The 22,226-nt window shown below is 37.7% G+C and carries 23 protein-coding genes; 12 read left to right on the forward strand and 11 right to left on the reverse strand.

The features are described from left to right. The first annotated feature begins 124 nt into the window (after positions 1-124). The 9 genes from O1Q80_RS05735 to O1Q80_RS05775 all read left to right on the forward strand — a co-directional run bounded on the left by O1Q80_RS05735 (position 125) and on the right by O1Q80_RS05775 (position 6,553). On the forward strand, positions 125-1,453 hold the full coding sequence (locus O1Q80_RS05735) for a CitMHS family transporter (RefSeq protein ID WP_386685707.1): 1,329 nt from the start codon (positions 125-127) through the stop codon (positions 1,451-1,453). A gap of 119 nt (positions 1,454-1,572) precedes the next feature. Next, on the forward strand, positions 1,573-1,902 hold the full coding sequence (locus tag O1Q80_RS05740) for a type II toxin-antitoxin system RelE/ParE family toxin (RefSeq protein ID WP_386693612.1): 330 nt from the start codon (positions 1,573-1,575) through the stop codon (positions 1,900-1,902). After that, positions 1,895-2,191 (forward strand): helix-turn-helix domain-containing protein, encoded by a 297-nt coding sequence (locus O1Q80_RS05745; RefSeq protein ID WP_386693615.1) that lies wholly within the window; start codon positions 1,895-1,897, stop codon positions 2,189-2,191. Before O1Q80_RS05740 ends, O1Q80_RS05745 begins: the two co-directional genes overlap by 8 nt. A 2-nt stretch (positions 2,192-2,193) precedes the next feature. Beyond that, positions 2,194-2,352, forward strand: coding sequence for a hypothetical protein (locus O1Q80_RS05750; RefSeq protein WP_386696202.1), 159 nt, complete (start codon positions 2,194-2,196; stop codon positions 2,350-2,352). Further along, positions 2,301-2,471, forward strand: coding sequence for a DUF1294 domain-containing protein (locus tag O1Q80_RS05755; RefSeq protein ID WP_386693618.1), 171 nt, complete (start codon positions 2,301-2,303; stop codon positions 2,469-2,471). Before O1Q80_RS05750 ends, O1Q80_RS05755 begins: the two co-directional genes overlap by 52 nt. Before the next feature lie 118 nt (positions 2,472-2,589). Further along, positions 2,590-3,141, forward strand: a complete 552-nt coding sequence (locus O1Q80_RS05760) for a YgiW/YdeI family stress tolerance OB fold protein (protein ID WP_386693620.1) — start codon at positions 2,590-2,592, stop codon at positions 3,139-3,141. Between the two features lie 79 nt (positions 3,142-3,220). Next, entirely contained in the window at positions 3,221-3,901 is a 681-nt protein-coding gene (locus tag O1Q80_RS05765; RefSeq protein WP_386693622.1) for a response regulator, read from the forward strand. Continuing rightward, entirely contained in the window at positions 3,879-5,252 is a 1,374-nt protein-coding gene (gene qseC, locus O1Q80_RS05770) for a quorum sensing histidine kinase QseC (protein WP_386693625.1), read from the forward strand. The genes O1Q80_RS05765 and qseC overlap by 23 nt, the downstream gene beginning before the upstream one ends. 263 nt (positions 5,253-5,515) lie before the next feature. Beyond that, positions 5,516-6,553, forward strand: coding sequence for a porin (locus O1Q80_RS05775; protein ID WP_386693627.1), 1,038 nt, complete (start codon positions 5,516-5,518; stop codon positions 6,551-6,553). Between the two features lie 252 nt (positions 6,554-6,805). Here the strand turns inward: O1Q80_RS05775 and O1Q80_RS05780 are convergent, their stop codons facing one another. The 5 genes from O1Q80_RS05780 to O1Q80_RS05800 are packed head-to-tail and all read right to left on the reverse strand — an operon-like array spanning position 6,806 to position 12,210. Further along, positions 6,806-7,609: an ATP-binding cassette domain-containing protein gene (locus O1Q80_RS05780; protein ID WP_386693629.1), complete on the reverse strand. Its 804-nt coding sequence runs from the start codon at positions 7,607-7,609 to the stop codon at positions 6,806-6,808. Between the two features lie 17 nt (positions 7,610-7,626). Next, positions 7,627-8,688: an oligopeptide/dipeptide ABC transporter ATP-binding protein gene (locus O1Q80_RS05785; protein WP_386685727.1), complete on the reverse strand. Its 1,062-nt coding sequence runs from the start codon at positions 8,686-8,688 to the stop codon at positions 7,627-7,629. Positions 8,689-8,697: 9 nt separating this feature from the next. Continuing rightward, positions 8,698-9,585: an ABC transporter permease subunit gene (locus O1Q80_RS05790; protein WP_386685729.1), complete on the reverse strand. Its 888-nt coding sequence runs from the start codon at positions 9,583-9,585 to the stop codon at positions 8,698-8,700. Further along, entirely contained in the window at positions 9,575-10,546 is a 972-nt protein-coding gene (locus O1Q80_RS05795; RefSeq protein ID WP_386693630.1) for an ABC transporter permease, read from the reverse strand. The genes O1Q80_RS05790 and O1Q80_RS05795 overlap by 11 nt, the downstream gene beginning before the upstream one ends. After that, entirely contained in the window at positions 10,546-12,210 is a 1,665-nt protein-coding gene (locus O1Q80_RS05800) for an ABC transporter substrate-binding protein (RefSeq protein ID WP_386696153.1), read from the reverse strand. Before O1Q80_RS05800 ends, O1Q80_RS05795 begins: the two co-directional genes overlap by 1 nt. A 103-nt stretch (positions 12,211-12,313) precedes the next feature. On the opposite strand from O1Q80_RS05800, the gene O1Q80_RS05805 reads away from it, so the two are divergent. The 3 genes from O1Q80_RS05805 (at position 12,314) to O1Q80_RS05815 (ending at position 15,854) form a co-directional block, all read left to right on the forward strand. Next, positions 12,314-13,723 (forward strand): YcjX family protein, encoded by a 1,410-nt coding sequence (locus O1Q80_RS05805; protein ID WP_386693632.1) that lies wholly within the window; start codon positions 12,314-12,316, stop codon positions 13,721-13,723. Between the two features lie 10 nt (positions 13,724-13,733). Next, positions 13,734-14,813 (forward strand): YcjF family protein, encoded by a 1,080-nt coding sequence (locus tag O1Q80_RS05810; RefSeq protein ID WP_386693634.1) that lies wholly within the window; start codon positions 13,734-13,736, stop codon positions 14,811-14,813. 69 nt (positions 14,814-14,882) lie between these two features. Then, positions 14,883-15,854, forward strand: coding sequence for a sigma 54-interacting transcriptional regulator (locus tag O1Q80_RS05815; protein WP_386693637.1), 972 nt, complete (start codon positions 14,883-14,885; stop codon positions 15,852-15,854). Between the two features lie 14 nt (positions 15,855-15,868). Here the strand turns inward: O1Q80_RS05815 and hflX are convergent, their stop codons facing one another. Genes hflX through tsaE form a run of 6 tightly spaced genes read right to left on the reverse strand, consistent with a single transcriptional unit; the run spans position 15,869 to position 22,153 of the window. Further along, positions 15,869-17,233: a ribosome rescue GTPase HflX gene (gene hflX, locus O1Q80_RS05820; protein ID WP_386696155.1), complete on the reverse strand. Its 1,365-nt coding sequence runs from the start codon at positions 17,231-17,233 to the stop codon at positions 15,869-15,871. Positions 17,234-17,251: 18 nt separating this feature from the next. Next, complete coding sequence (gene hfq / locus O1Q80_RS05825; RefSeq protein ID WP_386685739.1) at positions 17,252-17,536, reverse strand: RNA chaperone Hfq; 285 nt, start codon at positions 17,534-17,536, stop codon at positions 17,252-17,254. Between the two features lie 60 nt (positions 17,537-17,596). Next, complete coding sequence (miaA, locus tag O1Q80_RS05830; RefSeq protein WP_386693640.1) at positions 17,597-18,538, reverse strand: tRNA (adenosine(37)-N6)-dimethylallyltransferase MiaA; 942 nt, start codon at positions 18,536-18,538, stop codon at positions 17,597-17,599. A gap of 14 nt (positions 18,539-18,552) precedes the next feature. After that, positions 18,553-20,370 carry a DNA mismatch repair endonuclease MutL gene (mutL, locus tag O1Q80_RS05835; RefSeq protein WP_386693642.1) on the reverse strand — a complete coding sequence of 606 codons (1,818 nt, stop codon included), beginning with the start codon at positions 20,368-20,370 and terminating at the stop codon, positions 18,553-18,555. A 17-nt stretch (positions 20,371-20,387) separates the two neighbouring features. Beyond that, a complete protein-coding gene (locus O1Q80_RS05840) occupies positions 20,388-21,662 on the reverse strand; it encodes an N-acetylmuramoyl-L-alanine amidase (protein ID WP_386693643.1) in 1,275 nt (424 codons plus the stop codon). Positions 21,663-21,676: 14 nt separating this feature from the next. Continuing rightward, the gene (tsaE, locus tag O1Q80_RS05845; RefSeq protein ID WP_386693646.1) at positions 21,677-22,153 is read right to left on the reverse strand and encodes a tRNA (adenosine(37)-N6)-threonylcarbamoyltransferase complex ATPase subunit type 1 TsaE; all 477 of its coding nucleotides are present in this window, start codon (positions 22,151-22,153) and stop codon (positions 21,677-21,679) included. Between the last annotated feature and the right edge of the window lie 73 nt (positions 22,154-22,226).

Consider the following 22,226-nt stretch of genomic DNA (forward strand, 5'->3'; position numbering starts at 1 on the left):
GCTGTTCAGTTGTGCAGTGTTATAATAGGGTTGTTGTGTGTCAAATGCTTCAATAATCCTATTATTTATATCCTTATGAACTCTTATCCGTTATTTTATTTCAATATTAAGGAGAATCCTTTATATGTTTTTAGGTATCGTTGGTATCTTAATGATTGTTATCATTGTTTGGGCATTGATTCAATCTAAAACACATCCAGTGCCGATTTTTGTTATCGTGCCAATTATTGCTGCACTTATTTGCGGTTTTACACCCGTTGAAATTTTTGGTTTTATCAAAGATGGTGTTTCAAAAACATGGTCAACCGCTGTGTTGTTTATTTTCTCTATCGTTTACTTCTCTTTAATGGGAGATGTCGGATTATTTGATCCGATGGTAAACTGGTTAGCGAAAAAAGCGGGTAACAATATTATGTTGGTGACTATTTCAACATCATTGATTGCGGTAATTGCCCACCTAGATGGTGCATTGGCATCAACTTTATTAATTACCGTTCCAGCTATGTTGCCAGTGTATAAAAAATTACATATACGACCAGTAGTGCTGCTTTGTATTATTGGTGCTGCAATGAGTATTATGAACCTTGTTCCTTGGGGCGGTCCAGTGGCTCGTACTGGCGTGGTGTTAAATGCAGACGTGAATGAATTATGGCAACAATTAATTCCATTGCAAATTGTCGGATTAATCATCTTGGTTATTTTCGCAGGTTATATGGGATTAGTGGAAAAACGCCGTGGAGCAGGACTTAATCCAACGGGTAAAGCAGCAGAGCTTGATGAATCTCTCGTTCCAGTAGATGGCAATGTGAGCAAAGCCGATTTAGAGGCAATGAAACGTCCTAAATTATTATGGTTCAATGCGTTATTAACCGTTGTAGTGATTGGTTTACTTTGCTTTACTAAAATTCCATTATACGGTGCGTTTATGTTTGGTTTAGCCGTGGCATTGATTGTCAACTTCCCAGGCTCAAAAGCACAGGCAAAAGCGATTAAAGTTCACGCTGATACAGCTTTAACCATGCCAATGATCTTATTAGCATCAGGTATTTTCTTAGGTGTGCTAAGTGGTACAAAAATGATGGATAATATGGCAGCACTATTGATTGGGCTTGTGCCGAATGCGATTGGTGGACACTTGCAAGATGTGTTTGGTGTGTTAGGTTTACCGATTGGTATGCTATTAGGTACTGATTCTTATTTCTTCGGCTTAGTACCGTTGGCAATAGGTGTAGGACAACAATTTGGTGTCAGCGGTCACGATATGGCTATGGCAATGTTAATTTCTAAAAACTATGGTGTACTTGTTACGCCACATGCGGCGACTACATTCTTAGCTTGTGGTTTAGCGGGTGTTGAAATTAAAGATATGTTGAAATTCTGTGCACCACGTCTTTGGGTGTTATCCCTTATCTCATTAGCTTGCGGTGCTGCATTAGGATTATTTGCATTGTAAAAATAAAGCTGATTTATTTTTTATTAATCTATTTAGCGGTGGTGAATATCACCGCTTTTTTTACTTGAATTATTTTTTTTAAAGCGTAAACTCATCATAATTGATGTATTGGATCATGTATGTTTGATTTAACAATAACTAAATTGGCATTGAAAGAATTGAAAAAAATGCCACCCAATCTGCAAGCTGCAACATTTAAAGCAATAGAAGAATTAGCATTGTTAGGATTTGAGCTAAAAGAGCCGAAAGTTCGTCATATAAAAGATGGATTGAAAGAGTTGAGGATTAGTAGTTTGGATGGGATTTCACGCAGCTTTTTCTTTTTTGAAAAGAATAAGCAGATTTATGTTATTCATGTTTTACATAAAAAAACACAGAAAACACCACAGCAAAGTATTCAACTAGCCCTTTCTCGTATGAATGAAATTAAGGAGAAATTAAATGGATAAGAATGAAAATTTAGAATTTGTCACTTTAGAAGAATTACGTCATAAATTAATGCAAGATCCTGAATTTGTAGCTGAATACAAACGGCTAGAAGAACAGGAGAAACTTATGGCTAGCTTAAAAGCACAACGAGAAGCTCAAAATCTCACGCAAAAAGATATTGCTGAAAAAACGGGGATGAAAATGCAAAACGTGAGCCGTTTAGAGCGTGGCTTGGTTCACCCAACTTTGGATACACTTTCGCGTTATGCGAATGCGTTGGGTGGTCGGATTGAGTTTGTGTTGAATTAAGTATGCTTTATTTCTTTTTAACCTATCTAGCGGTGGTGAATATCACCGCTTATTTTTTAATGCGAGAAGATAAAAAACGTGCCAAAATAAACAATGGCGAATTGAAGAATTGGTATTCTTTACCCTTTGTTTTATTGGTGGGTTTATCGGTGTGCATTTAGGTATGCAACATTTTCAGCATAAGACGCAACATTGGCAATTTAAATTAGCGGTGTCATTAAGTGCGGTGCTTTTTTTGATTGTTTTACCCTTGTTGTTTTGGTTTCGGCTGGAAATTTAAATTATTTACCCCTTTCTTCATTTTTTCTTAATACTTATTTGCTTTAATCTTTTTCAACAAAGTGATGCTGTAGAGCCGTGCTTTGGATGATTAACCTTATTTTAGAAAGGAAATTATGATGAAAAAAAATGCAATGAAGAAAACGAGTTTAGCCACATTATTGGGTTTATCTATTTTAGCTGGGGCAAGTCTTGTACAAGCAGAAACCGCACCAGAATCACAGGAAACTTTAGATCCTATAGTTGTTCAAGCAAAAGCAAGATCACCAGAGAATCGTGGGCAAGATGCAGATCGTGGCAATAGAATGGCTGAAAATCGCCCTAATGATGAACGTCCAGAACCAATGCACGGTGGATTTATGCCGACTAAAACCACACAAGTGGCAGATGCGGCAAAATGGCAAGATGATCAGCCAATTATCTTAATTGGTCATATTGTTAAACAAGTGGGTAAAAACGACTTCGTATTTAAAGATAGCTCAGGCGAATTGACCTTAGAGATTGATCGTAAAGCCATGCGTGGATTTATTAGTCCAGAAGATAAAGTCAAGATCGTGGCAGAAGTGGAAAAATCTTGGGGCAAAACCGAAGTGGAAGCCTTTGTGGTAGAAAAAGTGAGAGCAAGACCAGAAGGCAAGCCGTCAGGTAAGCCAGCCGATAAAGCGGAATAATTTTCTATAAAAAGCGACATTCAGGTCGCTTTTTTGTTATGCTAACAACAGAAATTAACAACAAACTGCGGTGTAATTTATGCGAATTTTAGTGATTGAAGATGATCCCTTAATCGGCAATGGGTTAAATATTGGCTTAACCAAATCGGGCTTTTTAGTGGATTGGTTTACTGACGGCAAAACAGGTTTTGAGGCGATTAAATCAGCGGATTATGATGCGGTCGTATTAGATTTGACCTTGCCCAAAATGGATGGTTTGGATATTTTGCAGCAATGGCGAGCGGATAATCAAGATGTACCCATTTTAATTTTAACCGCACGTGATACTTTAAATGAACGGATTACTGGCTTGCAACGAGGGGCAGATGATTATTTATGTAAACCCTTTGCCTTAGTTGAAGTGGTGGCACGTTTGCAAGCATTAATTCGCCGTCGTTATGGACAAGCTAATCCGATTATGGAATATGGAGCAGTGAAGTTTGATCCGACCAATCACCAAGTCTTTTTAAATGAACAAGAAATTTCGTTGACTACGCGAGAATATAAGTTACTCGAGTTGTTTATGCTCAATCAAAAACGGGTACTCAGTCGCACCTTTATTGAAGAAAAATTATATAGTTGGGACGATGATGTGAGTAGTAATGCCCTTGAAGTACACATGTATAATTTACGTAAAAAATTAGGTAAACAATTTATTCGTACCGTACATGGTGTAGGTTACGCCTTAGGAAAAAATGATGAAATTACTACCAAAGAATAGTTTACGCCTACGTTTAATTTCCATTTTGTCTTTAACTGCTTTAATAATATGGGGCATATCTACTAGCATTGCGTGGTTTGAAGCTCGTAAGGAAGTGAATGAATTATTTGATGCTCAACAGATTTTATTGGCAAAGCGGTTGGCAACATCTAATTTACACCAAATTTTAATTGAACGCCAAATGCGAGGGGGATTCCGACCTTATCATAAACGTAAAGCCCATTATGATGATGATGCCTTGGCATTTGCCGTGTTTACTCGTGATGGCGAATTACTATTGGGCGATGATGCAAAAGGGGAAAACTTTATTTTTGCACCGACTCGGGGATTTTCGGTGACCAATTTGGCTGGTGGTGATGATAAATGGCGAATCTTTTGGTTGCCGTCAGAAGATCGTAGCTTAATTGTGGCGGTAGGACAGCAACTTAAATATCGTGGTAGCCTGATTAATGATATGGTGTTTAAGCAAATGTGGGTATGGATTGCTGGCTTGCCATTATTAATCGGACTAATGATTTTACTGATCGGGCGAGAATTAAAAAATATAAATCAGGTGGGACAGCAAATGCGACAACGTTCGCCCGATGATCATCGACATTTTGATACTAAAAATTTACCTGATGAAATTTTGCCTTTAGTACGGGGATTAAACGGATTTTTTGACCGCACTTCCACTATGTTAGTGCGTGAACGCCGTTTTACTTCAGATGCCGCACATGAATTACGCAGCCCTTTAGCTGGTTTACGGATTCAAGCAGAAATTGCACAAATGGTGGGAGATGATGCTAAATTAAGAGATGAAGCCTTAAATAATCTCACTCAAGGCATTGATCGTGCTACACAGGTAATAGAACAATTATTAACCTTATCTCGTTTGGATAATCTACAACAATTAGATGAGCTAGAAATTATTGATTGGCAAAAATTAATCAGTTCAGTGATAAGCGAACTGTATTTTTCAGCTCAAAGAAAGCAAATTGAGTTACTTTTTGATGTTCACAGTATCCCAGTACAACAGCAAGGGCAAACATTATTATTGTCTTTAATGTTGCGAAATGTGTTGGATAATGCAATTAAATATTGTCCAGAAAATAGCCAAGTAAAAGTGCGGTTAGAAAAAACGGCAATTTATATTGAAGATAATGGTGGTGGTGTTAATCAAGCCGATTTAGATAAATTAGGTCAGCGTTTTTATCGCCCAGCAGGGCAAAATGAAAAGGGTAGTGGATTAGGTTTATCTATTGTAAAACGCATTGCAGAATTACATCATCTTAAAGTGCGGTTCGCAAATATAAAAGATTTGCAACAGAAAGATTTGGGTTTGCGTGTCGTTTTCCAATTTAGTGAGTAATCATTTTTCACTCTATTTGAGTTTATTTTTTCTGAGAATGGAGTGTGATAAATACTGTTTTTGTATATAAAATAGTCATTTTTCGTAAAAAAGTGTGATCTTTGTCATTTTTTATGGAAAATTCTGTTTTTTCTGATTGACGAGAATTTTATTCTTTGGCAATATGGTGTTGCTTTAAAAAAGCAAGATTTGACATCTTCAAATTTAGAAAGTTCAAATCTTAGTTGATATAACAATAATCCTGATACAAGAAGGAAAATACTATGAAAAAAACATTAGTAGCATTAGCAGTGGCTGCAACAGCCGCTACAGCAGTAAGCACAGCAAACGCTGCCACAGTTTATGAACAAGATGGCACAAAAGTTGAATTAAGCGGTTCATTCCGTATGTTCTTAGGTCGTTTAGGAGATGATCAACGCGGTGACTTAGTGAATGATGATTCCCGTATAATTCTTAAAGCTAGCCAAGATTTAGGTAATGGTTTATCTGGTTTTGCTGGTTATGAATTACGTTTTAACGATAATGCAGATTCAAAAAGTACCTTTAATAACCCAACAACTAAATATTTATATGGTGGATTAAAACACCAAGATGTTGGTGCGTTAAGTTTTGGTCGTCAACTTTTAAATGCTGATGATGTACTTGGTGATAATGCTTATTACAATAGTGCGGCGTTAAGTCCATACCAAACATCAGCAGAAAAATCAGTTAAATTCCGTTCAGTAGAATGGAATGGTTTCAGCTTTGGTTTAGATTATATCTTTGGTGATAGTGATAAAGAGCGTGATCCAGCGGGTTCAAACACCGCAACATTGAAAAATGGTTATTCAGCAGCAGCATTTTATAATCTTGCTATAGCTGATCATCAAGCACTTGATTTAGCTGCGACCTATATTCAACGTAACTATGATGATGAAACAACAACATCAACGACAAGAAAGAACCGTCAATGGTTATTACACGCTGGTTATACTTATGGACCATTAAATGTAGGTTTGAACTATGGTCAAAATCATAACAAATATGATTACCGTGGTGGTACGAAAGCACGTTATTCTTTAGTTCAAGCGAGTTACCAAGTAACAGAACCATCTCGTGTATATGTACAATGGGAACGTCTTGAAGAAAGATATAACGATATTCAACACCAATATTTAGTGGGTGTTGATTATAAATTCCACAAAAATGTAGTAACTTATGTTGAGTATGCTCATCAACGTACTAAAACTTATGTAGCAAATGCAGAACCAACAACCGAAAAAGACAATGTTTACGGTGTAGGTTTACGTGTATATTTCTAATCAATAGATTAGTCAAATTTTTGAAAAACCCGAACATTGAGTTCGGGTTTTTTGTTTTTCCGTACTGGCGTACAGGGCTAAGCAAATAACGCCCCGCTGGGGCTAGAGGTTATATCAAGATGCGGAGCATCGTGACTATGCTTAACCCCGTACGTGAGTGCGGGGTATATATCACTATGCACTAACGTACATGGTTAGGCATAGTAACGCCCCGCTGGGACTATTTGGGGGTGAGACGCAGAGCATTCTACATCACCACGTTCTTTCCCAAGCCCTATCATCCAACACATGCTTAAAATAGCTTTCCACCAACCGCTTGGTGATATCACTTTTCGGATGACTAAATACAGTGCGAGTTTCACCATATTCCGCAACAACCCCTTTATCTAGGACTAACACCTGATCTGCAATATGTTTAACAAAACCTAAATGTTGGCTTACATAAATATAAGAAACAGCAAGACGTTCTTGTACATTTAACATCAAATTAGTCAACTGTGTTTTAACCGAGGCATCTAATGTACCTATGGTGTCATCTGCAATAATAATTTGTGGTTCAAGAATTAGAGCTTGAGCCATGGCAATACGTTGTTTTTGGCTGGCTGAAAGAGTATTGATTTTTACATTAGTATGATCGGGATAAAGCCCTACTAAGCGTAAAGTTTCGAAGATTTTTTCATTACGCTGTAGTTCATTTAAATTGGTGCTTAATTTTAATGGTGTGTCTAAAATTTGCCCGATATTTAAGCGTGGATTAAAGGCTAAATTCGGATCCTGCATGAGCATTCGGATACGTTTTGATCGATATTGATAGTCACCAAAGGTCAGTGGCTTGCCGTCTAATAGAATTTCCCCTGATGTGGGACGAGTGATACCTACAATCATTTTAGCGAGAGTTGATTTGCCTGAACCGTTATTACCGATAATTGCTAAAGTTTTTTTGCGTTCAAGGTTAAAACTCACGTCTTGTACAGCGTGAAAAGTATCAGCTCCAAATAACCCTTGGTGATCTTTAAAGGTTTTTGATAAATCGTTAACTTCTAAAAGTGCGGTCATTTTTTTTCCGTTTTATTTTATTCATCATTATGTTGCGTTGAAATATCCACATTTAATACTAACGGACTGGCGGTTTCTTTGATAGCACCGTTTTCACGTAAATTAAGCGGATGGTGGCAAGCAAATTCATGTTGTCTAATTCGGCGTAATGGCGGTTTATTGACACAATCTTTTTGTGCAAATGGACAACGTGGTCCTAAGCGACAGCCCATCGGCATGTGTTCTAATAATGGCACACTGCCACGTAAAGTACTCAAACGGCTTTTTAACGGCAATGGCTGACTAAAATCTGGGGTAGCGTGCAATAATGAGGCAGTATAAGGGTGAAACGGGTTTTCCAATACGCTTTCTTTTGGTCCCATTTCGGTATTTTGCCCACAATATAACATAGTGAAACTATCACACCATTCGCTAATTTCCGCAATATCATTGCTGGCTAATAAAATCGTCATACCATTATTTTTATTCATACTCGACAGCAAACGAAAGATTTGCAACTGGGTGGTAGGTTCCAGTGAATTAGTCGGTTCATCAGCGATTAATAAGCGAGGTTGATTCGCTACCGCAATAGCGATCATCACTTTTTGTCCTTCCCCTTCGGTGATCTCTTTTGGGTAGCTGTTCATAATGTCTTTATGTTCTTTGATTCCAACACGATGTAGCAATTCAACGGCACGGCGTTTTTTCCAGCCAAACCATTTCCACCAACGTCCTTTAAATGTCCAAGATGGAATATTTTGAATAATTTGTTTGCCTATTTTACGACTCGGATCAAGATAAGTGAGCGGTTGTTGATAAATCATGGAGATCGCTTTGCCTACCAGTTTACGCCGTTGGTAAGGACGTAGTTTGAGTAATTCCACATCATCAAAACGAAAACGGTCAGCCGTAATAATCCAGTCATCTTTAATTGCATTGCAAATGACTTTTGCAATTAGGCTTTTGCCTGATCCCGTTTCTCCCACTAAACCGCAAATTTCCCCATCATTAAGGGTTAAATTGACGTTATCTACCAGCTTAATTCGCCCTTGTGAGGTTGGAATTTCAATACAAAGATTACGAATATCTAATAATGCCATTGTTTGTCCCTATTCATAATATTTGTTAATAGTTTTGCATAAGCCGTTACCAAACACCACGACCACCAGTAAGGAAAGAATTATGGCAATGCCAGGTAAAATGACAGTCCAAGGGGCGAGATACACTAATTCTAAACTATCTCGAATCATCGCTCCCCATTCTGGTGTCGGACGTTGAGCCCCTAAGGCGATAAAACTTAATGCACTAATTTCCATTAATGTGACGGAAAAGGAACGAATAATTTCTTGAATATAACGTACGCAGATATTGGGTAAAATGGTTTCTTTGAGTAACTCCAAATTCGATACTCCCTCTAAACGTAACGCCAATACATATTCTTTTTTCAATTCTTGACGTATTGCTTGATAAATTTCATGGATAAAGTGCGGTAATAAAGCCAAAAAAATGGCAAGCATGGCGTTTGGCAAACTGGGTTCCATTAAGGTTGCAATGACAATACTAATCAATAAAATTGGAATTGACAAAAACGCATCTAAAAAATGCCCTAACATACGAGATTTTAATCCTTTTGACATTCCCGCCATAATTCCTAAAATTCCGCCTAACAGTGAGGCAAAAAATACTACAATGACACTGGCACCAAAGGTATAGGTGACACCATTGAGCAAACGGCTAAATAAATCTCGTCCAAGATCGTCTGTACCGAAGAAATAGATCACTTTCCCTGCACTATTCCAAGATGGAGGGGTTAATTCTTCGCCTAAAAATTGCATATCGCTGCTATATGGTGCTAACCAAGGGGCAAAAATGGCAATGAGCAATAAGGCAACTGTGGCATAGAAACTAAATAAGGCAACACGATTTTTGCGGAACAGTAACCAAATTTGGTTTAATGTATCGTTTTCACGAAATTCATAGGGTTCTTTATCTAGCATTATTTAACCATCCTTTTTTGCCGAAAGGGTCGAGTAAAAATAAACCAAAATCAGCCAGAATATTCACGGTAATGATAAATAAGCCGATAATAATCACACCCACAGCAATGCTATTATAGTCTTGTTGATTCATGGCTAGAATTAACCAACGCCCGATACCAGGCCAAGCGAATGTGGTTTCGATTAACATTGATAATGCCAGTGTGAAGGTGATTAAGCGGGGTATTTCTGGAATTAATACTGGTAGTGTATTACGAAATACATAACGGCGTAAAATAGTGAAATTTGACCATCCTTTGGTCATAGAAAATTTTACATAATTTTGGGATAAAATCCATTCGGTACGTTGTTGCACTAATTTGGTGATTTCCATAGTGGGTGAAATAGCTAATACTAAAGTCGGTAAGGCTAAATGTTGGAACACATTTTGAATCACTTTAATGCGATAAGGTACATCCATAAACCACACATCAATAGCAGCAAAGCCAGTAATAGATGGAATTTCGTATAACACATTATATTGTCCTACCGCAGAGATTTCCCAACGATAAACCGCAGTAAAATAGAGCAAAATTGGTGCGATCCAAAATACTGGCACTGATACACCGAAAGAAGATAAAGCGTTGATGGTTTTGCCACAAATATGCTTTTTATTAAATGCACCACTAATGCCAACGGGTACACCAAATAAGAAAGCAAGGAAAATAGCGAAGAAACAAAGCTCTAAAGTCGGTGGAAAAACGCTGAAAATAACAGAATTGAGTGAATCCCCACCGTTATAAGTAATCCCTAAATCGCCTTTTAGCAAGTTTCCTATATAACTGAAATAGCCTGAAAAAAAGTGCGGTTCAGAAAATGAACTATTTGAGGGGTCACGCATAAAAATGCTATAACTTACCACTGACAATAAAAATAAATTAATAAAAATCAGAAAAATACGGCGACAGAAAGCGTAAATCATTATTTATGTCCCCTTATGGATAATTTTTCAAAGTAGATATTACCAAAAGGCGTAACTTCAATTCCTCGTATTTTAGCATTAGAGATTAATAAGCGTTTCACATTTGAAATTGGGAAAATGGGTAATTCCGTTAATATTTCTTGTTGTGCTGAATAGTAATCAGCAGCACGTAATTCGGTATTATTGCTGATCAAGGCTAAATCTAACAGATTATCAAATTTAGGTGAACACCAGTTAGATAAGTTAGTAATTTCATTGGTGGTATTACAACTTAAAATTGGGCGTAAAAAGCTATCTGGATCTAAGCTACTGGTAAGCCAGCCACTTAAAATCAAATCGTAATCTTCGGTTTTGTTATTCAGATTTTTCATCAAAAAGTTACGTGAAACGGACCGCACTTTTACTTTCACGCCGACTTTGGCTAAATCTGATTTAATCATTTCCGCCATTTTTATTGGTGATGGATTATACACCTGTTCTTGATCGACAACCCACATCTCAAGTTTGAGATTTTTATCTTGCAGTACGGTCTTCGCTTGCTCGGGATCATAGTTATATTTAAAACCATGCAGACTATTACTGGATGCCCAAGATACGGGAGGGATAATCCGATTAGCAATAGTGGCTGTATCATAATAGATATGTTTAATAATCCGTTCACGGTTGATGGCTTGAGCAATGGCTCGGCGAGTTTCAACATCTTGCATGGTTGGACGTAAGAAATTAAAGGCAAGGTAAGATAAATTCATTCCGTCAGTCATGGTCATTTGAAAATGTTCATCGTTATTTTTTAATAAACCTAATTGGCTGGGTTCTGGAAAACTGGCAATTTGACATTCATTATTGAAAAATTTTGCTAAACGTCCCATTCTATCAGTGGAAAGATCGATCACAATATGCGGAATAGACGGTTTTTTGCTCCAGTAATGCGAATTACGTTGTAAGCGAATATATTGACTACGGAAATAATCTTTAACTTGATAAGCTCCAGTGCCTACAGGTAGTTCATCTAGTTGGCTAAGGTTATCATCTGCATTAAGTTGTAAGGCGTATTCTTGTGATAAAATCACTGCATATTGGCTGGCTAAATGCGATAACACGGAAGCATCAGGAGCAAATAATTCGATTTTTACAGTGTAAGGATCAACGCTTTCTACTTGCTTAATCTTCTGGCTTAATTTTACGCTCTCAAAATAGGGGAAACGAGATTTTTTGGCTAATTCGTGGAAAATCTGATACTGACGTTTTACTTTTTCATTATCATTTGTGGCAAATTCAGGTAATGCGGTATTATGCCCAAGTACACGATTTAATGAAAATACCACATCATCTGCATTCAGATTACGTGTAGGTGTGAACCATGGGGTATGATGAAATTGCACGCCTTTACGCAAATGAATGGTAATAAATTTGCCGTCCGTTGAAATCGTATAGGATTGTGCTAGGGACGGTTCGACTTTGGCACTATTATTATGGGGTTCAAACAATTTATTATAGATTTGTTCTGTTACCACATTCATGTTGGTGCCAGCATCTGCGGTTTGTGGATTAAAGGAAAATCCACTGGCATTAGTACAGTAAATTAATCCATTTTCTGATATAATTTCAGGGATTTTGGGGGCTGAGAACGCTATTTGCGTTGTACCAAACAGCCAAAGCAACATTAGAAAATGAACGATATGGAAACGAAATATATTAAGCATAAATTAAGTTATTCGTGATAAATTAGTTTAATTTTATAGGATTTATGCCGAGATTAAAAATAAAATGTTCAATACCTTACAAAAAGAAATCAATCAATTTATTGACCGCGGTTTAGATCGCAGTTTGCGTATCGCCGTTACAGGGTTAAGTCAAAGTGGTAAAACTGCTTTCATCACTAGCTTTATCAATCAGTTGTTACATATTAACCGAGTAGATAATGCTCATCTGCCATTATTTGATGCAGCTCGTCATCATCGAATTTTAGGGGTGAAACGTATTGCTCAACAGGATTTAAGTGTGCCACGTTTTGAATATGAGCGTAATTTAGCAGAATTAATGCAAAAACCACCGCACTTTCCACAATCTACACGGGGTGTGAGTGAAACTCGGTTAGCTATTCGTTATCAACGTCAAAGTGGCTTAATGAGCTATTTAAAAGAAACGGGTACGCTTTATATTGATATTTTTGATTATCCTGGTGAATGGTTGCTTGATTTACCTTTATTAGGATTAAATTATCAACAATGGTCGCTAGAATTGGCACAATTATTTAATCAGAAAAAACAGCATTTAGCTCAAATTTGGTTAGATAAGGCTAAAAAATTAGATTTAACTGCGGTGGCAAATGAAGATGTTTTAGCTGAATTAGCACAGGATTACACCGATTATTTACAAGCCTGTAAAGCACAAGGTTTACATTTTATTCAACCAGGACGATTTGTGTTACCCGCAGAATTGGAGGGAGCACCAGCATTACAGTTTTTTCCATTATTACAGCTTACTAATGAACAATGGAAACAGTTGAAAAATAATGCGAGTTCAAACAGTTATTTTGCGGTACTAGAAAAGCGTTATGAGTATTATCGCAATAAAATTGTGAAAAAATTCTATCAGGATTATTTTGCGAATTTTGATCGTCAAGTAATTTTAGCTGATTGCTTAACGCCATTAAATCATAGCCGTCAAGCCTTTGATGATATGCAAGAGGGCTTAACCCAACTGTTCAAAAATTTCCATTATGGTAAACGCCATTTGTTAAGCCGATTATTTTCACCACGCATTGATAAACTAATGTTTATTGCTACTAAAGCAGATCATATTACCAGCGATCAACTTCCAAATTTAATGAGTTTAATGCGACATTTAGTGCAAAAAGGCGGTAGTTATGTGGAATTTGAAGGGATTGAAACAGAATACAGTGCGATTGCCTCTATTCGAGCTACCAAACAGGTGAGTGTGACGCAGAACGGGCAGAAATTCAAAGCTATTCAAGGAATACGTTCTAGTGATTTGCAACAGGTTACGGTTTTTCCTGGTTCTGTGCCGATGAAAGTGCCAAATGAAGAATTTTGGCAAACCAATAAATTTGAATTTGACCAGTTTGAACCGCAACCTTTAGAACAAGGTGAAAACATACCGCACTTACGCATGGATACGGTGTTGCAGTTTTTACTTGGTGATAAATTAGATTAGGAAATACATAATGAACGATAAAATCATTTTTGACGATATTCAATCTCCAGAATCCGTACAAACTTTCCAATCAAAACAAGAATTTAGTCAAACTGATGGGAATATTGAAATAGATAATGACCCTTTAGAGGGAGAATTACTGGATGACAAATTTGAACAAGCGATTGGAGCAAAACCCAACTGGTGGCTTCGAGTTTTAATGGCAGTGTTTGGCTTATTGCTGATTGCTACGGTGGCACAATCTATTCAATGGATAGTGGACACTTGGCAACAACATCAATGGATTTATTTTGTATTTGCGTTAGTCAGCTTTTTTGTGGTGGGACTTGGTTTAGCTGCTATTGCTAAAGAGTTTTTACGCCTGCGGAATTTACGTCAACATTTGTTAATGCAGCAACAAAGTGCTAATTTACAGCGGCAAAATGCAAAAAGTGCGGTGCAATTTAGTGAAGATTTTTCTAATGAAGAATGTCAGGCATTTTGTTTAAAAGTCGCTGAATCAATGCAACTTGATCCACAACAGCCTACTATTATTCAATGGCAAAAACAAATTTCAGAAAGCCATAATGCTCAAGAAGTGGGCTTTTTATTTAGTCAAACTGTAATGCAACCCTTTGATAAAAAAGCGAAACAACTGATTACTAAAAATGCCATAGAAAGTGCTGTGGTGATTGCGGTGAGTCCGTTAGCCGTAGTGGATACCTTTTTTATGGCGTGGCGGAATATTCGCTTGATTAATCAAATTGCTCGTTTATATGGCATTGAACTTGGTTATTTTAGCCGTTTACGTTTAATGAAATTAGTGTTGATGAATATGGCATTGACAGGGGCAACGGAACTCATTCAAGAAGTTGGGATGGACTGGCTTTCACAGGATATGATGGCAAAATTATCGGCACGGGTTGGACAAGGTATTGGGGCAGGTTTATTAACCGCTCGTTTAGGCATTAAAACGATGGAATTTTGCCGACCGTTGGCATTCCAAAAACAGGAAAAACTACGCTTAAGCCACATTCATAGAGAAATATTAAGCCATTTAAAATCGACTATCTTGACCTCCAGCAAAATCAAACAACAGGAAAGATTGTAAAGATTAATTGACGATTTCGCCTTTTTGTTTTACATTTTAGCCATCGAAATTTGTTAAGAGAAAGCAAAAATGACCGAAAATACACCGCACTTTATGCCAACCTTTGCTGATATTGTGGCTCATAGCGACAAAATGCAGGCTTTAGTGGCTAAAGCCCAAAAATTTGCTTTGCTTAATGCTCCTTTGTTAATTCAAGGTGAAACGGGAACAGGGAAAGATTTAATCGCTAAAGCCTGCCATCAAGCTAGTAAGCGTAAAGCGAATAAATTTATTGCGGTAAATTGTGCTGGTTTGCCGAGCGAAGATGCGGAAAGTGAAATGTTCGGGCAAGCTAAAGGGGATAAAACCAGTATTGGTTTTTTTGAATATGCAGACGGTGGCACAGTATTATTAGACAGTGTGGCTGAATTATCTTTACCCTTACAAGCCAAATTATTGCGTTTTCTCACCGATGGCACATTCCGCCGAGTGGGCGAAGAACAAGAGCATTATGCGGATGTGCGAGTGATTTGTACCGCTCTACAATCCTTGCAATATGCGGTGCAACAAGGCAAAGTGCGGAGCGATTTATTTCATCGTTTAAACGTACTCACCCTTGATGTTCCGCCATTACGAGAACGCCAACAGGACATTAAACCGCTCACCCAATTATTTATCCAGCAAATCAGCCAAAATCTCAATATTTCTGCACCGAAGTTTACGCCTGATTTTATTACTTATTTACAGCACTATAATTGGTCAGGCAATGTACGAGAATTATATAACGCCCTGTATCGTGCCTGTTCACTTGCCGAAAATCATCAACTGAATATACAAGGATTAAATTTACCCGACAAACCTACCCAGCCAGTTGAGATTAGAACCTTTTCACTGGATCAATTTAGCCATCAAACGCTCGATCAAATTATGGCAAATTTCGAACATCAGGTGTTAAGTGAATTTTACAAAAAATATCCGAGTACCCGAAAACTTGCTACCAGATTGGGGCTATCACATACAGCGATTGCAAATAAGTTGAAAACCTATGGGATCGGAAAATAAGTCATGCCGTCTAATTAACAGTTGAAAGTTTTTAAGTCTGCAAACTTCTTTACCAATTTCAACCATTCTATTTGATCAATTTCAATTTGAAGTTGATATTCCCCGATGTCATTTATTTGTTCGTGTCGAACACAATTCAGTTGATAAAAGGCATGGCGGATTTTGCCTTGTTGGGAGGATAGTGTGATATTGAGTGATAAGATAGTATTTTTTAAGCGTTGGCGAATAGCGTCTAGTAATAAATCAATACCGATGCCAGATTGTGCTGAAAGATAAACTGCAACAGGTTGGTTTTCTTCATTATATTCAATATGTGCTGGCACATTTTCTAGCTGATCAATTTTATTATAAACCAATAAGGTTGGTACATTATCAGCCTTGATCTCTTGTAAAACATCATTGACCGCTTGAATATTTTCCAATTTGCGAGTGTCGGCACTGTCCACAACATGTAGTAATAAGCTGGCATCGGTGGTTTCTTGTAAAGTGGATTTAAAGGCAGAAACTAAATCGTGAGGTAAATCACGCACAAAGCCGACTGTATCCGCTAAAATAGTGGTACCAACATCTTGAATAGACAATCGACGTAAAGTCGGATCAAGGGTGGCAAAGAGTTGATCGGCAACATATACATCCGCTTGGGTGATTTGATTAAATAGTGTCGATTTTCCCGCATTGGTATAGCCTACCAAAGAAATCGTGGGAATATCAGCTTTTTGGCGAGTTTGGCGATTTTGATTACGCTGTTTTGCCACTTTTTCTAGGCGATTTTGTAATTGAGCAATTCGCACTTTGATTAAACGGCGATCAGTTTCTAATTGAGTTTCCCCTGGTCCTCGCAAGCCAACCGCCCCTTTTTGTTGGTCTAGACCTGTTTTACGGCGGACTAGGCGAGTAGCAAGATGTTTCAGTTGAGCCAGTTCGACTTGCAATTTGCCCTCATGTGATCTGGCTCGTTGAGCAAAAATATCTAAAATTAGCCCCGTTCGATCCACTACACGACAATGGCATAGGCTTTCTAAATTTCGAGTTTGTGCGGGTGTGAGCTGATGGTTGACTAAAATCACATCGGCATTGTGTAATTCCACAGCTTGTGCAATTTCTTCCGCTTTGCCTTGACCTACAAAATATTTAGCTTGTGGTGTAGAGCGAGCGGTAGTAATTAGTTGGGCAATATCCACTTGAGCAGATTTAGCCAGTAGTTGAAATTCATTGAGATCGTCAAGATTTTTATGTTGCGAAAAAAAGACGTGGACAATGATAGCACGATCTGGAGTAGTGTTTGTTTGAGAATAAACGAAATCAGAAAATGCGGTAGAAATTGTTGGATTTTCTACCACATTTTTAATTTCTGTAATATGAATAGATGTCAATATTATGCCATTTCTATGCCGTAATTAGGCAACGACAGGATCAACTGTATCCGTAGGTTGTGTCGTTGGCTGGTGTTGTGTCTGCTGAGGATTATTATGATGCGACACTGAACGAGCTGGCACAACCGTTGAAATAGCGTGTTTGTAAACCATTTGATTAACTGTATTTTTTAACAAAATCACAAATTGGTCGAAAGACTCAATTTGTCCTTGTAATTTGATACCATTGACTAAATAAATTGATACTGGAATACGCTCACGACGGAGTGCGTTCAAGTAAGGATCTTGTAATGATTGCCCTTTTGCCATTTTATTTTCCTTCTTATTATTGTTGTATGTTAGCACGTTCTGACTAACTATTTCACTATATCAAGTTTGCATAGCAAGATCAAAGGCTTGTTGCACCTTTTTAAGATTTTGTTCATTTTGTAGGCTATCTAGCCACTGAATTGGCGTTTTCCAACCACGTAACCATGTAATTTGTCGTTTAGCAAGTTGTCTTGTGGCACAAATACCCCGATAAATAGCTTCATCTAAATTATAATCACCACGCAAATGTTCCCACATTTGACGATAACCCACACAACGAATAGACGGCAAATTAATATGTAAATCTGGGCGAGCATATAATTTCTCTACTTCGGCTTGAAAGCCTTGGTCAATCATTTTGTGAAAACGCTGCTCAATATGTTGATGTAACACTTGTCGATTTTCGGGGGCAATAGCAAATTGCAAAATATGATAGGGGAGTGTATCACCTTTTTGTTCAGTAAGTTCGGTGAGGGTTTTTCCCGTGAGATAAAATACTTCCAATGCACGGCTAATGCGTTGGCTATCATTTGGATTAATCCTGTTTGCTGATACAGGATCGATTTGAGCTAATTCTTGATGTAAAGTTGCCCAACCCATTTTTTCCGCTTTGCGTTCAATGTCTGTACGCACGCTTTCATCTGCATTGGGTAAGGGGGAAAGCCCTTCCAGTAGGGCTTTGTAATACAACATTGTACCACCTACCAGTAAGGGAATTTTGCCTTTAGCAGTAATTTCAGCCATTTCTCGTAACGCATCAATACGGAAATTCATGGCAGAATAGCTTTCTGCAGGATCGAGAATATCAATTAAACGGTGTGGAGCTTGGGCTAATTCTTCAGCACTGGGTTTCGCCGTGCCAATATCCATTCCCTTATAAATCAAGGCACTATCCACACTAATAATTTCCACAGGCAAGGTTTGATATAAGCGAATGGCTAAATTAGTTTTACCTGATGCGGTGGGACCCATCAGAAAAATGGCGGTTGGTTTATTTGACATTGCTACATTTTTCCTTAATGCAAATAGGAGGAGAAATCCAGTTTAATTAATAGTGATGACAATGGATTAGGATTTTTTGTCAACCGTTCCACTTCTTGTAATAAATTCACCGCACTAGCAAAGGTGGTGATTTCATTAAATTCCAGTAAGTTTAATAGTGCGGTGCAAAAATCATCATTTTTTTCTGCATTTAGATTAAGTAAAGACATCACGATTTTTTGCAAATTTTGCTGACGTAAACATTGTGGTACGCTATTCAAGGTAATACGGTGTTGAGCCAAGTTTTCTACGAACTCAAAACCAATTTGGGCAAAATGTGCTTTTTGTTGTTGCCATTGTGATTGCTGTTGTGAATCTAAACGAAAAACAAGCGGAATTAATAAGGGTTGTTTTGCCGTATTTGGTGCGGTCAGTGCCAGTTCAATACATTGTTGTTGCAAATGATCCAATGGTAATAGATAAAAGTCGTTATTTTGTTGTAATAACAGTGCCTTATTTTCAACCAGCGACAAAGCTCGCAATACATTGGTTGGGGCGAGTTGCAAGTCGGTTGCTATGGTTGTGGTGTTTTCTGTTTTATATTTATCGGTTTGAATTAATTCACCGTATAACCGTTGCTCCGTTTTATTTGGGGTGGCTGATTCAAAACGTGGTGTAAAGTGCGGTGTAGAATAAAGCGATTTTTTGCTTGCCGTACTTGCTGTTGTAGAATGGACGAATACATTTTCCCCTGCGGCTTGGCGATTCGGTTTAATAGTAGGGCGATAATCTGCTTGTGGTTCTTGAACTTGAAGTGGTGCTGGAGCGTTCTGATCCGAATGAAAATCTAATTGTTGTGCGGATAACAAGGCATTACTCACCCCTTGATAAATAAAATCGTGAATTAAACGAGCCTGATGAAAACGCACCTCGTGTTTTGTAGGGTGAACATTGACATCTACTTCATTAGGATTAAGATCCAAAAATAGCACAAAAGCAGGGTATTGCTCTGTTGCTAAATATTCTGCATAAGCCTGCCGAATGGCGTGAGTGATGACCTTATCTTTCACCATTCGACCATTAATATAACAATAACTTAAATCATTTTGTGGACGAGTAAACTGTGGCGTGGCAACCCAACCAGATAAATGTAAATCATCGTGTTTCCAGTTAATTTGTAGGGCTTGTTGTACAAAGTCATCGCCACAAATCGCAGCTACTCGTTTTAAAATTTGCGAATTTTCCACCGCACTTTTATATTGACGGACAATTTTACCGTTGTGGGTGAGCGTAAAAGTAATTTGTGATTTGGCGAGAGCAATACGACGAATCACTTCATCAATATGGTTAAATTCGGTTTTGTCAGAACGCAAGAATTTGCGGCGAGCAGGAGTGTTAAAAAATAAATTTGCCACTTCAACAGTTGTGCCAACTGGGTGAGAGGCAGGCGTAATGGTACTTTGTTGCTCTCGACCTTGCACATATACTTGCCAAGCTTCCTTTTGTTCAGTGGTTCGAGAAGTAAGGGTTAAACGAGATACTGAGCTAATACTAGCGAGTGCCTCACCACGAAAGCCAAGACTAAGGATCGCTTCTAAATCTTCAAGGCAAGTAATTTTACTGGTGGCGTGGCGAGCTAAAGCAAGAGCTAATTCATCTTTGGCAATACCGATACCATTATCTCGAATCCGAATCAGGGTGGCACCGCCGTTTTCAATATCAATTTGAATGCGATCTGCTCCCGCATCAAGGCTATTTTCCACTAATTCTTTCACCACTGATGCAGGACGTTCAACCACTTCGCCCGCTGCGATTTGGTTAGCCAGTTGTGGTGGTAGAATGTGAATTGCCATTATGTTACCCTATTTTTCTATTCTCTAATTTGAATTTTTTGTCCAACCAATGCTTTGCCGTCTTTTAACTTAGGATTGAGTTTCAATATTTTATTAGGTGAAATACCATATAAACGTCCTACGGCATAAATAGTTTGATCCTTTTCAATGGTATGATATTTTGGAATTTCTTTACTTTTTTCCTTAGTATCTTTGGTCTTGGCATTATTGGTTTTAGCATTATTAGTTTTCGCACTATTAGCTTTATTGTCCTGTTTAGGATTTTCAACTGATTTAGCCATTTTTTTATTGTTATCTGGAATTTTGATGGTTTCACCAGTCCACAGTTTTTTGCGTTTTAGATTATTTAATTTAATAATATCTTCCGATTTCACTTCATATTTTTGAGCTAGACCGTTTAATGTTTCACCTGATTTAACTTTATGACGAATACCACTGTCTTTCAGCTCATTTTTGTTGTTTTTCGGGCTGTTGGTTACGTTATCTGGTGTACTTGCTTTCCCTGTTTCTTTATAAGTTACTTTTGTGTTTACATCCAATCCACCGTTACGACGACGATAATCTACTAATCCTTGATAAATAATATGGGCAATACGTCTGCGATAGGAAAGGCTACTGAGTTTAGCTTCTTCTTCGGTATTGGATAAAAATCCTGTTTCTACTAAAACCGAAGGAATATCAGGGGAACGTAATACGCCAAGACTAGCATGTTGTGGGCGACTACGGCTAAGTTGAGTGATTTTAGAGAAGTTTTGTAAAATAGTGTTACCTAATTCATAGCCAACTCGTTGACTATGCCCAAATTGGAGATCTAGCACCGTTTGATTGAGATAGGCTTCTTTGCTGTGAGATAGCACTTTACCTGCCCCACCAAGTAATTCGGATTGTTTTTCGTGATCTTCTAACCATTGCCCCATTTCATCATTGGCACGGCGATTGGATAGCACCCACACCGAGGCACCTCGTAAGCTAGGGTTGACGGAGGAATCCGCATGAATAGAAACTAAATAATTTGCTTTATTTCGGCGGGCAATTTCTGAACGAGATGACACGCTAATATAATAATCGCCATTGCGTGTTAGCACGCCACGAAAATTAGGGTCTTTATCCAGTAACGCTTTGAGTTCACGAGCAATAGAGATAGTGACATTTTTTTCGTAAATATGTAAATTTCGTCCTATTGCTCCAGGATCTTTGCCTCCGTGTCCAGGGTCAATAGCAATCGTCCAAACTTCAGCAAAGGATACGGAAGAAAAAAGTGCGGTTAAAATTAACAGTAAAATATGTTTCATTGAGCTAAATTGTCTTATTGTAATTGTTTAATAATTTCTGATCCAAGCGAGCTGTTAGCTATTAATTCAACATTTCGAGCGTTATTATCATAGCTCATATTAATCAATAAATCTGCTGAATTTAATATGCCTTCGCCTTTTTCTGCCCATTCAATTAAACAAATAGAATGGGGGGTAAAATAATCACGAATCCCCATAAATTCCAGTTCTTCAGGATCATTAAGGCGGTACAGATCAAAGTGATAAATGTGTCGGTCTGCCAAATGATATTCTTCGACTAAAGTATAGGTTGGGCTTTTTACATTGCCTTGGTGTCCTAAACCTTGAATCATACCACGGCTTAAAGTCGTTTTTCCTGCCCCTAAATCACCGTTTAAATAGATAATAAATCCATTTTTATCGGTGATATTGTAAATTAATTTAACTAATTTTTCGCCAAATAGGCAAGTGGCTTGTTCATTAGCAAGATGTTGGCAGTATGTTGTATTCATTATTATGGTTTAATTGATTTGTTACAAAAATAGTGAAAATTATACCGCACTTTGAGAATATTTACAGTAAAAT

This window comes from Lonepinella sp. MS14435, assembly GCF_042485795.1.
Lineage (GTDB): Bacteria > Pseudomonadota > Gammaproteobacteria > Enterobacterales > Pasteurellaceae > Lonepinella.

Bases quoted from the DNA above. Each gene is read 5' to 3' on its own strand.
- O1Q80_RS05735 (WP_386685707.1), top strand. From the start codon at position 125: ATGTTTTTAGGTATCGTTGGTATCTTAATGATTGTTATCATTGTTTGG.
- O1Q80_RS05740 (WP_386693612.1), top strand. From the start codon at position 1,573: ATGTTTGATTTAACAATAACTAAATTGGCATTGAAAGAATTGAAAAAA.
- O1Q80_RS05745 (WP_386693615.1), top strand. From the start codon at position 1,895: ATGGATAAGAATGAAAATTTAGAATTTGTCACTTTAGAAGAATTACGT.
- O1Q80_RS05750 (WP_386696202.1), top strand. From the start codon at position 2,194: ATGCTTTATTTCTTTTTAACCTATCTAGCGGTGGTGAATATCACCGCT.
- O1Q80_RS05760 (WP_386693620.1), top strand. From the start codon at position 2,590: ATGAAAAAAAATGCAATGAAGAAAACGAGTTTAGCCACATTATTGGGT.
- O1Q80_RS05765 (WP_386693622.1), top strand. From the start codon at position 3,221: ATGCGAATTTTAGTGATTGAAGATGATCCCTTAATCGGCAATGGGTTA.
- qseC (WP_386693625.1), top strand. From the start codon at position 3,879: ATGAAATTACTACCAAAGAATAGTTTACGCCTACGTTTAATTTCCATT.
- O1Q80_RS05775 (WP_386693627.1), top strand. From the start codon at position 5,516: ATGAAAAAAACATTAGTAGCATTAGCAGTGGCTGCAACAGCCGCTACA.
- O1Q80_RS05780 (WP_386693629.1), bottom strand. From the start codon at position 7,609: ATGACCGCACTTTTAGAAGTTAACGATTTATCAAAAACCTTTAAAGAT.
- O1Q80_RS05785 (WP_386685727.1), bottom strand. From the start codon at position 8,688: ATGGCATTATTAGATATTCGTAATCTTTGTATTGAAATTCCAACCTCA.
- O1Q80_RS05790 (WP_386685729.1), bottom strand. From the start codon at position 9,585: ATGCTAGATAAAGAACCCTATGAATTTCGTGAAAACGATACATTAAAC.
- O1Q80_RS05795 (WP_386693630.1), bottom strand. From the start codon at position 10,546: ATGATTTACGCTTTCTGTCGCCGTATTTTTCTGATTTTTATTAATTTA.
- O1Q80_RS05800 (WP_386696153.1), bottom strand. From the start codon at position 12,210: ATGTTGCTTTGGCTGTTTGGTACAACGCAAATAGCGTTCTCAGCCCCC.
- O1Q80_RS05805 (WP_386693632.1), top strand. From the start codon at position 12,314: ATGTTCAATACCTTACAAAAAGAAATCAATCAATTTATTGACCGCGGT.
- O1Q80_RS05810 (WP_386693634.1), top strand. From the start codon at position 13,734: ATGAACGATAAAATCATTTTTGACGATATTCAATCTCCAGAATCCGTA.
- O1Q80_RS05815 (WP_386693637.1), top strand. From the start codon at position 14,883: ATGACCGAAAATACACCGCACTTTATGCCAACCTTTGCTGATATTGTG.
- hfq (WP_386685739.1), bottom strand. From the start codon at position 17,536: ATGGCAAAAGGGCAATCATTACAAGATCCTTACTTGAACGCACTCCGT.
- miaA (WP_386693640.1), bottom strand. From the start codon at position 18,538: ATGTCAAATAAACCAACCGCCATTTTTCTGATGGGTCCCACCGCATCA.
- mutL (WP_386693642.1), bottom strand. From the start codon at position 20,370: ATGGCAATTCACATTCTACCACCACAACTGGCTAACCAAATCGCAGCG.
- O1Q80_RS05840 (WP_386693643.1), bottom strand. From the start codon at position 21,662: ATGAAACATATTTTACTGTTAATTTTAACCGCACTTTTTTCTTCCGTA.
- tsaE (WP_386693646.1), bottom strand. From the start codon at position 22,153: ATGAATACAACATACTGCCAACATCTTGCTAATGAACAAGCCACTTGC.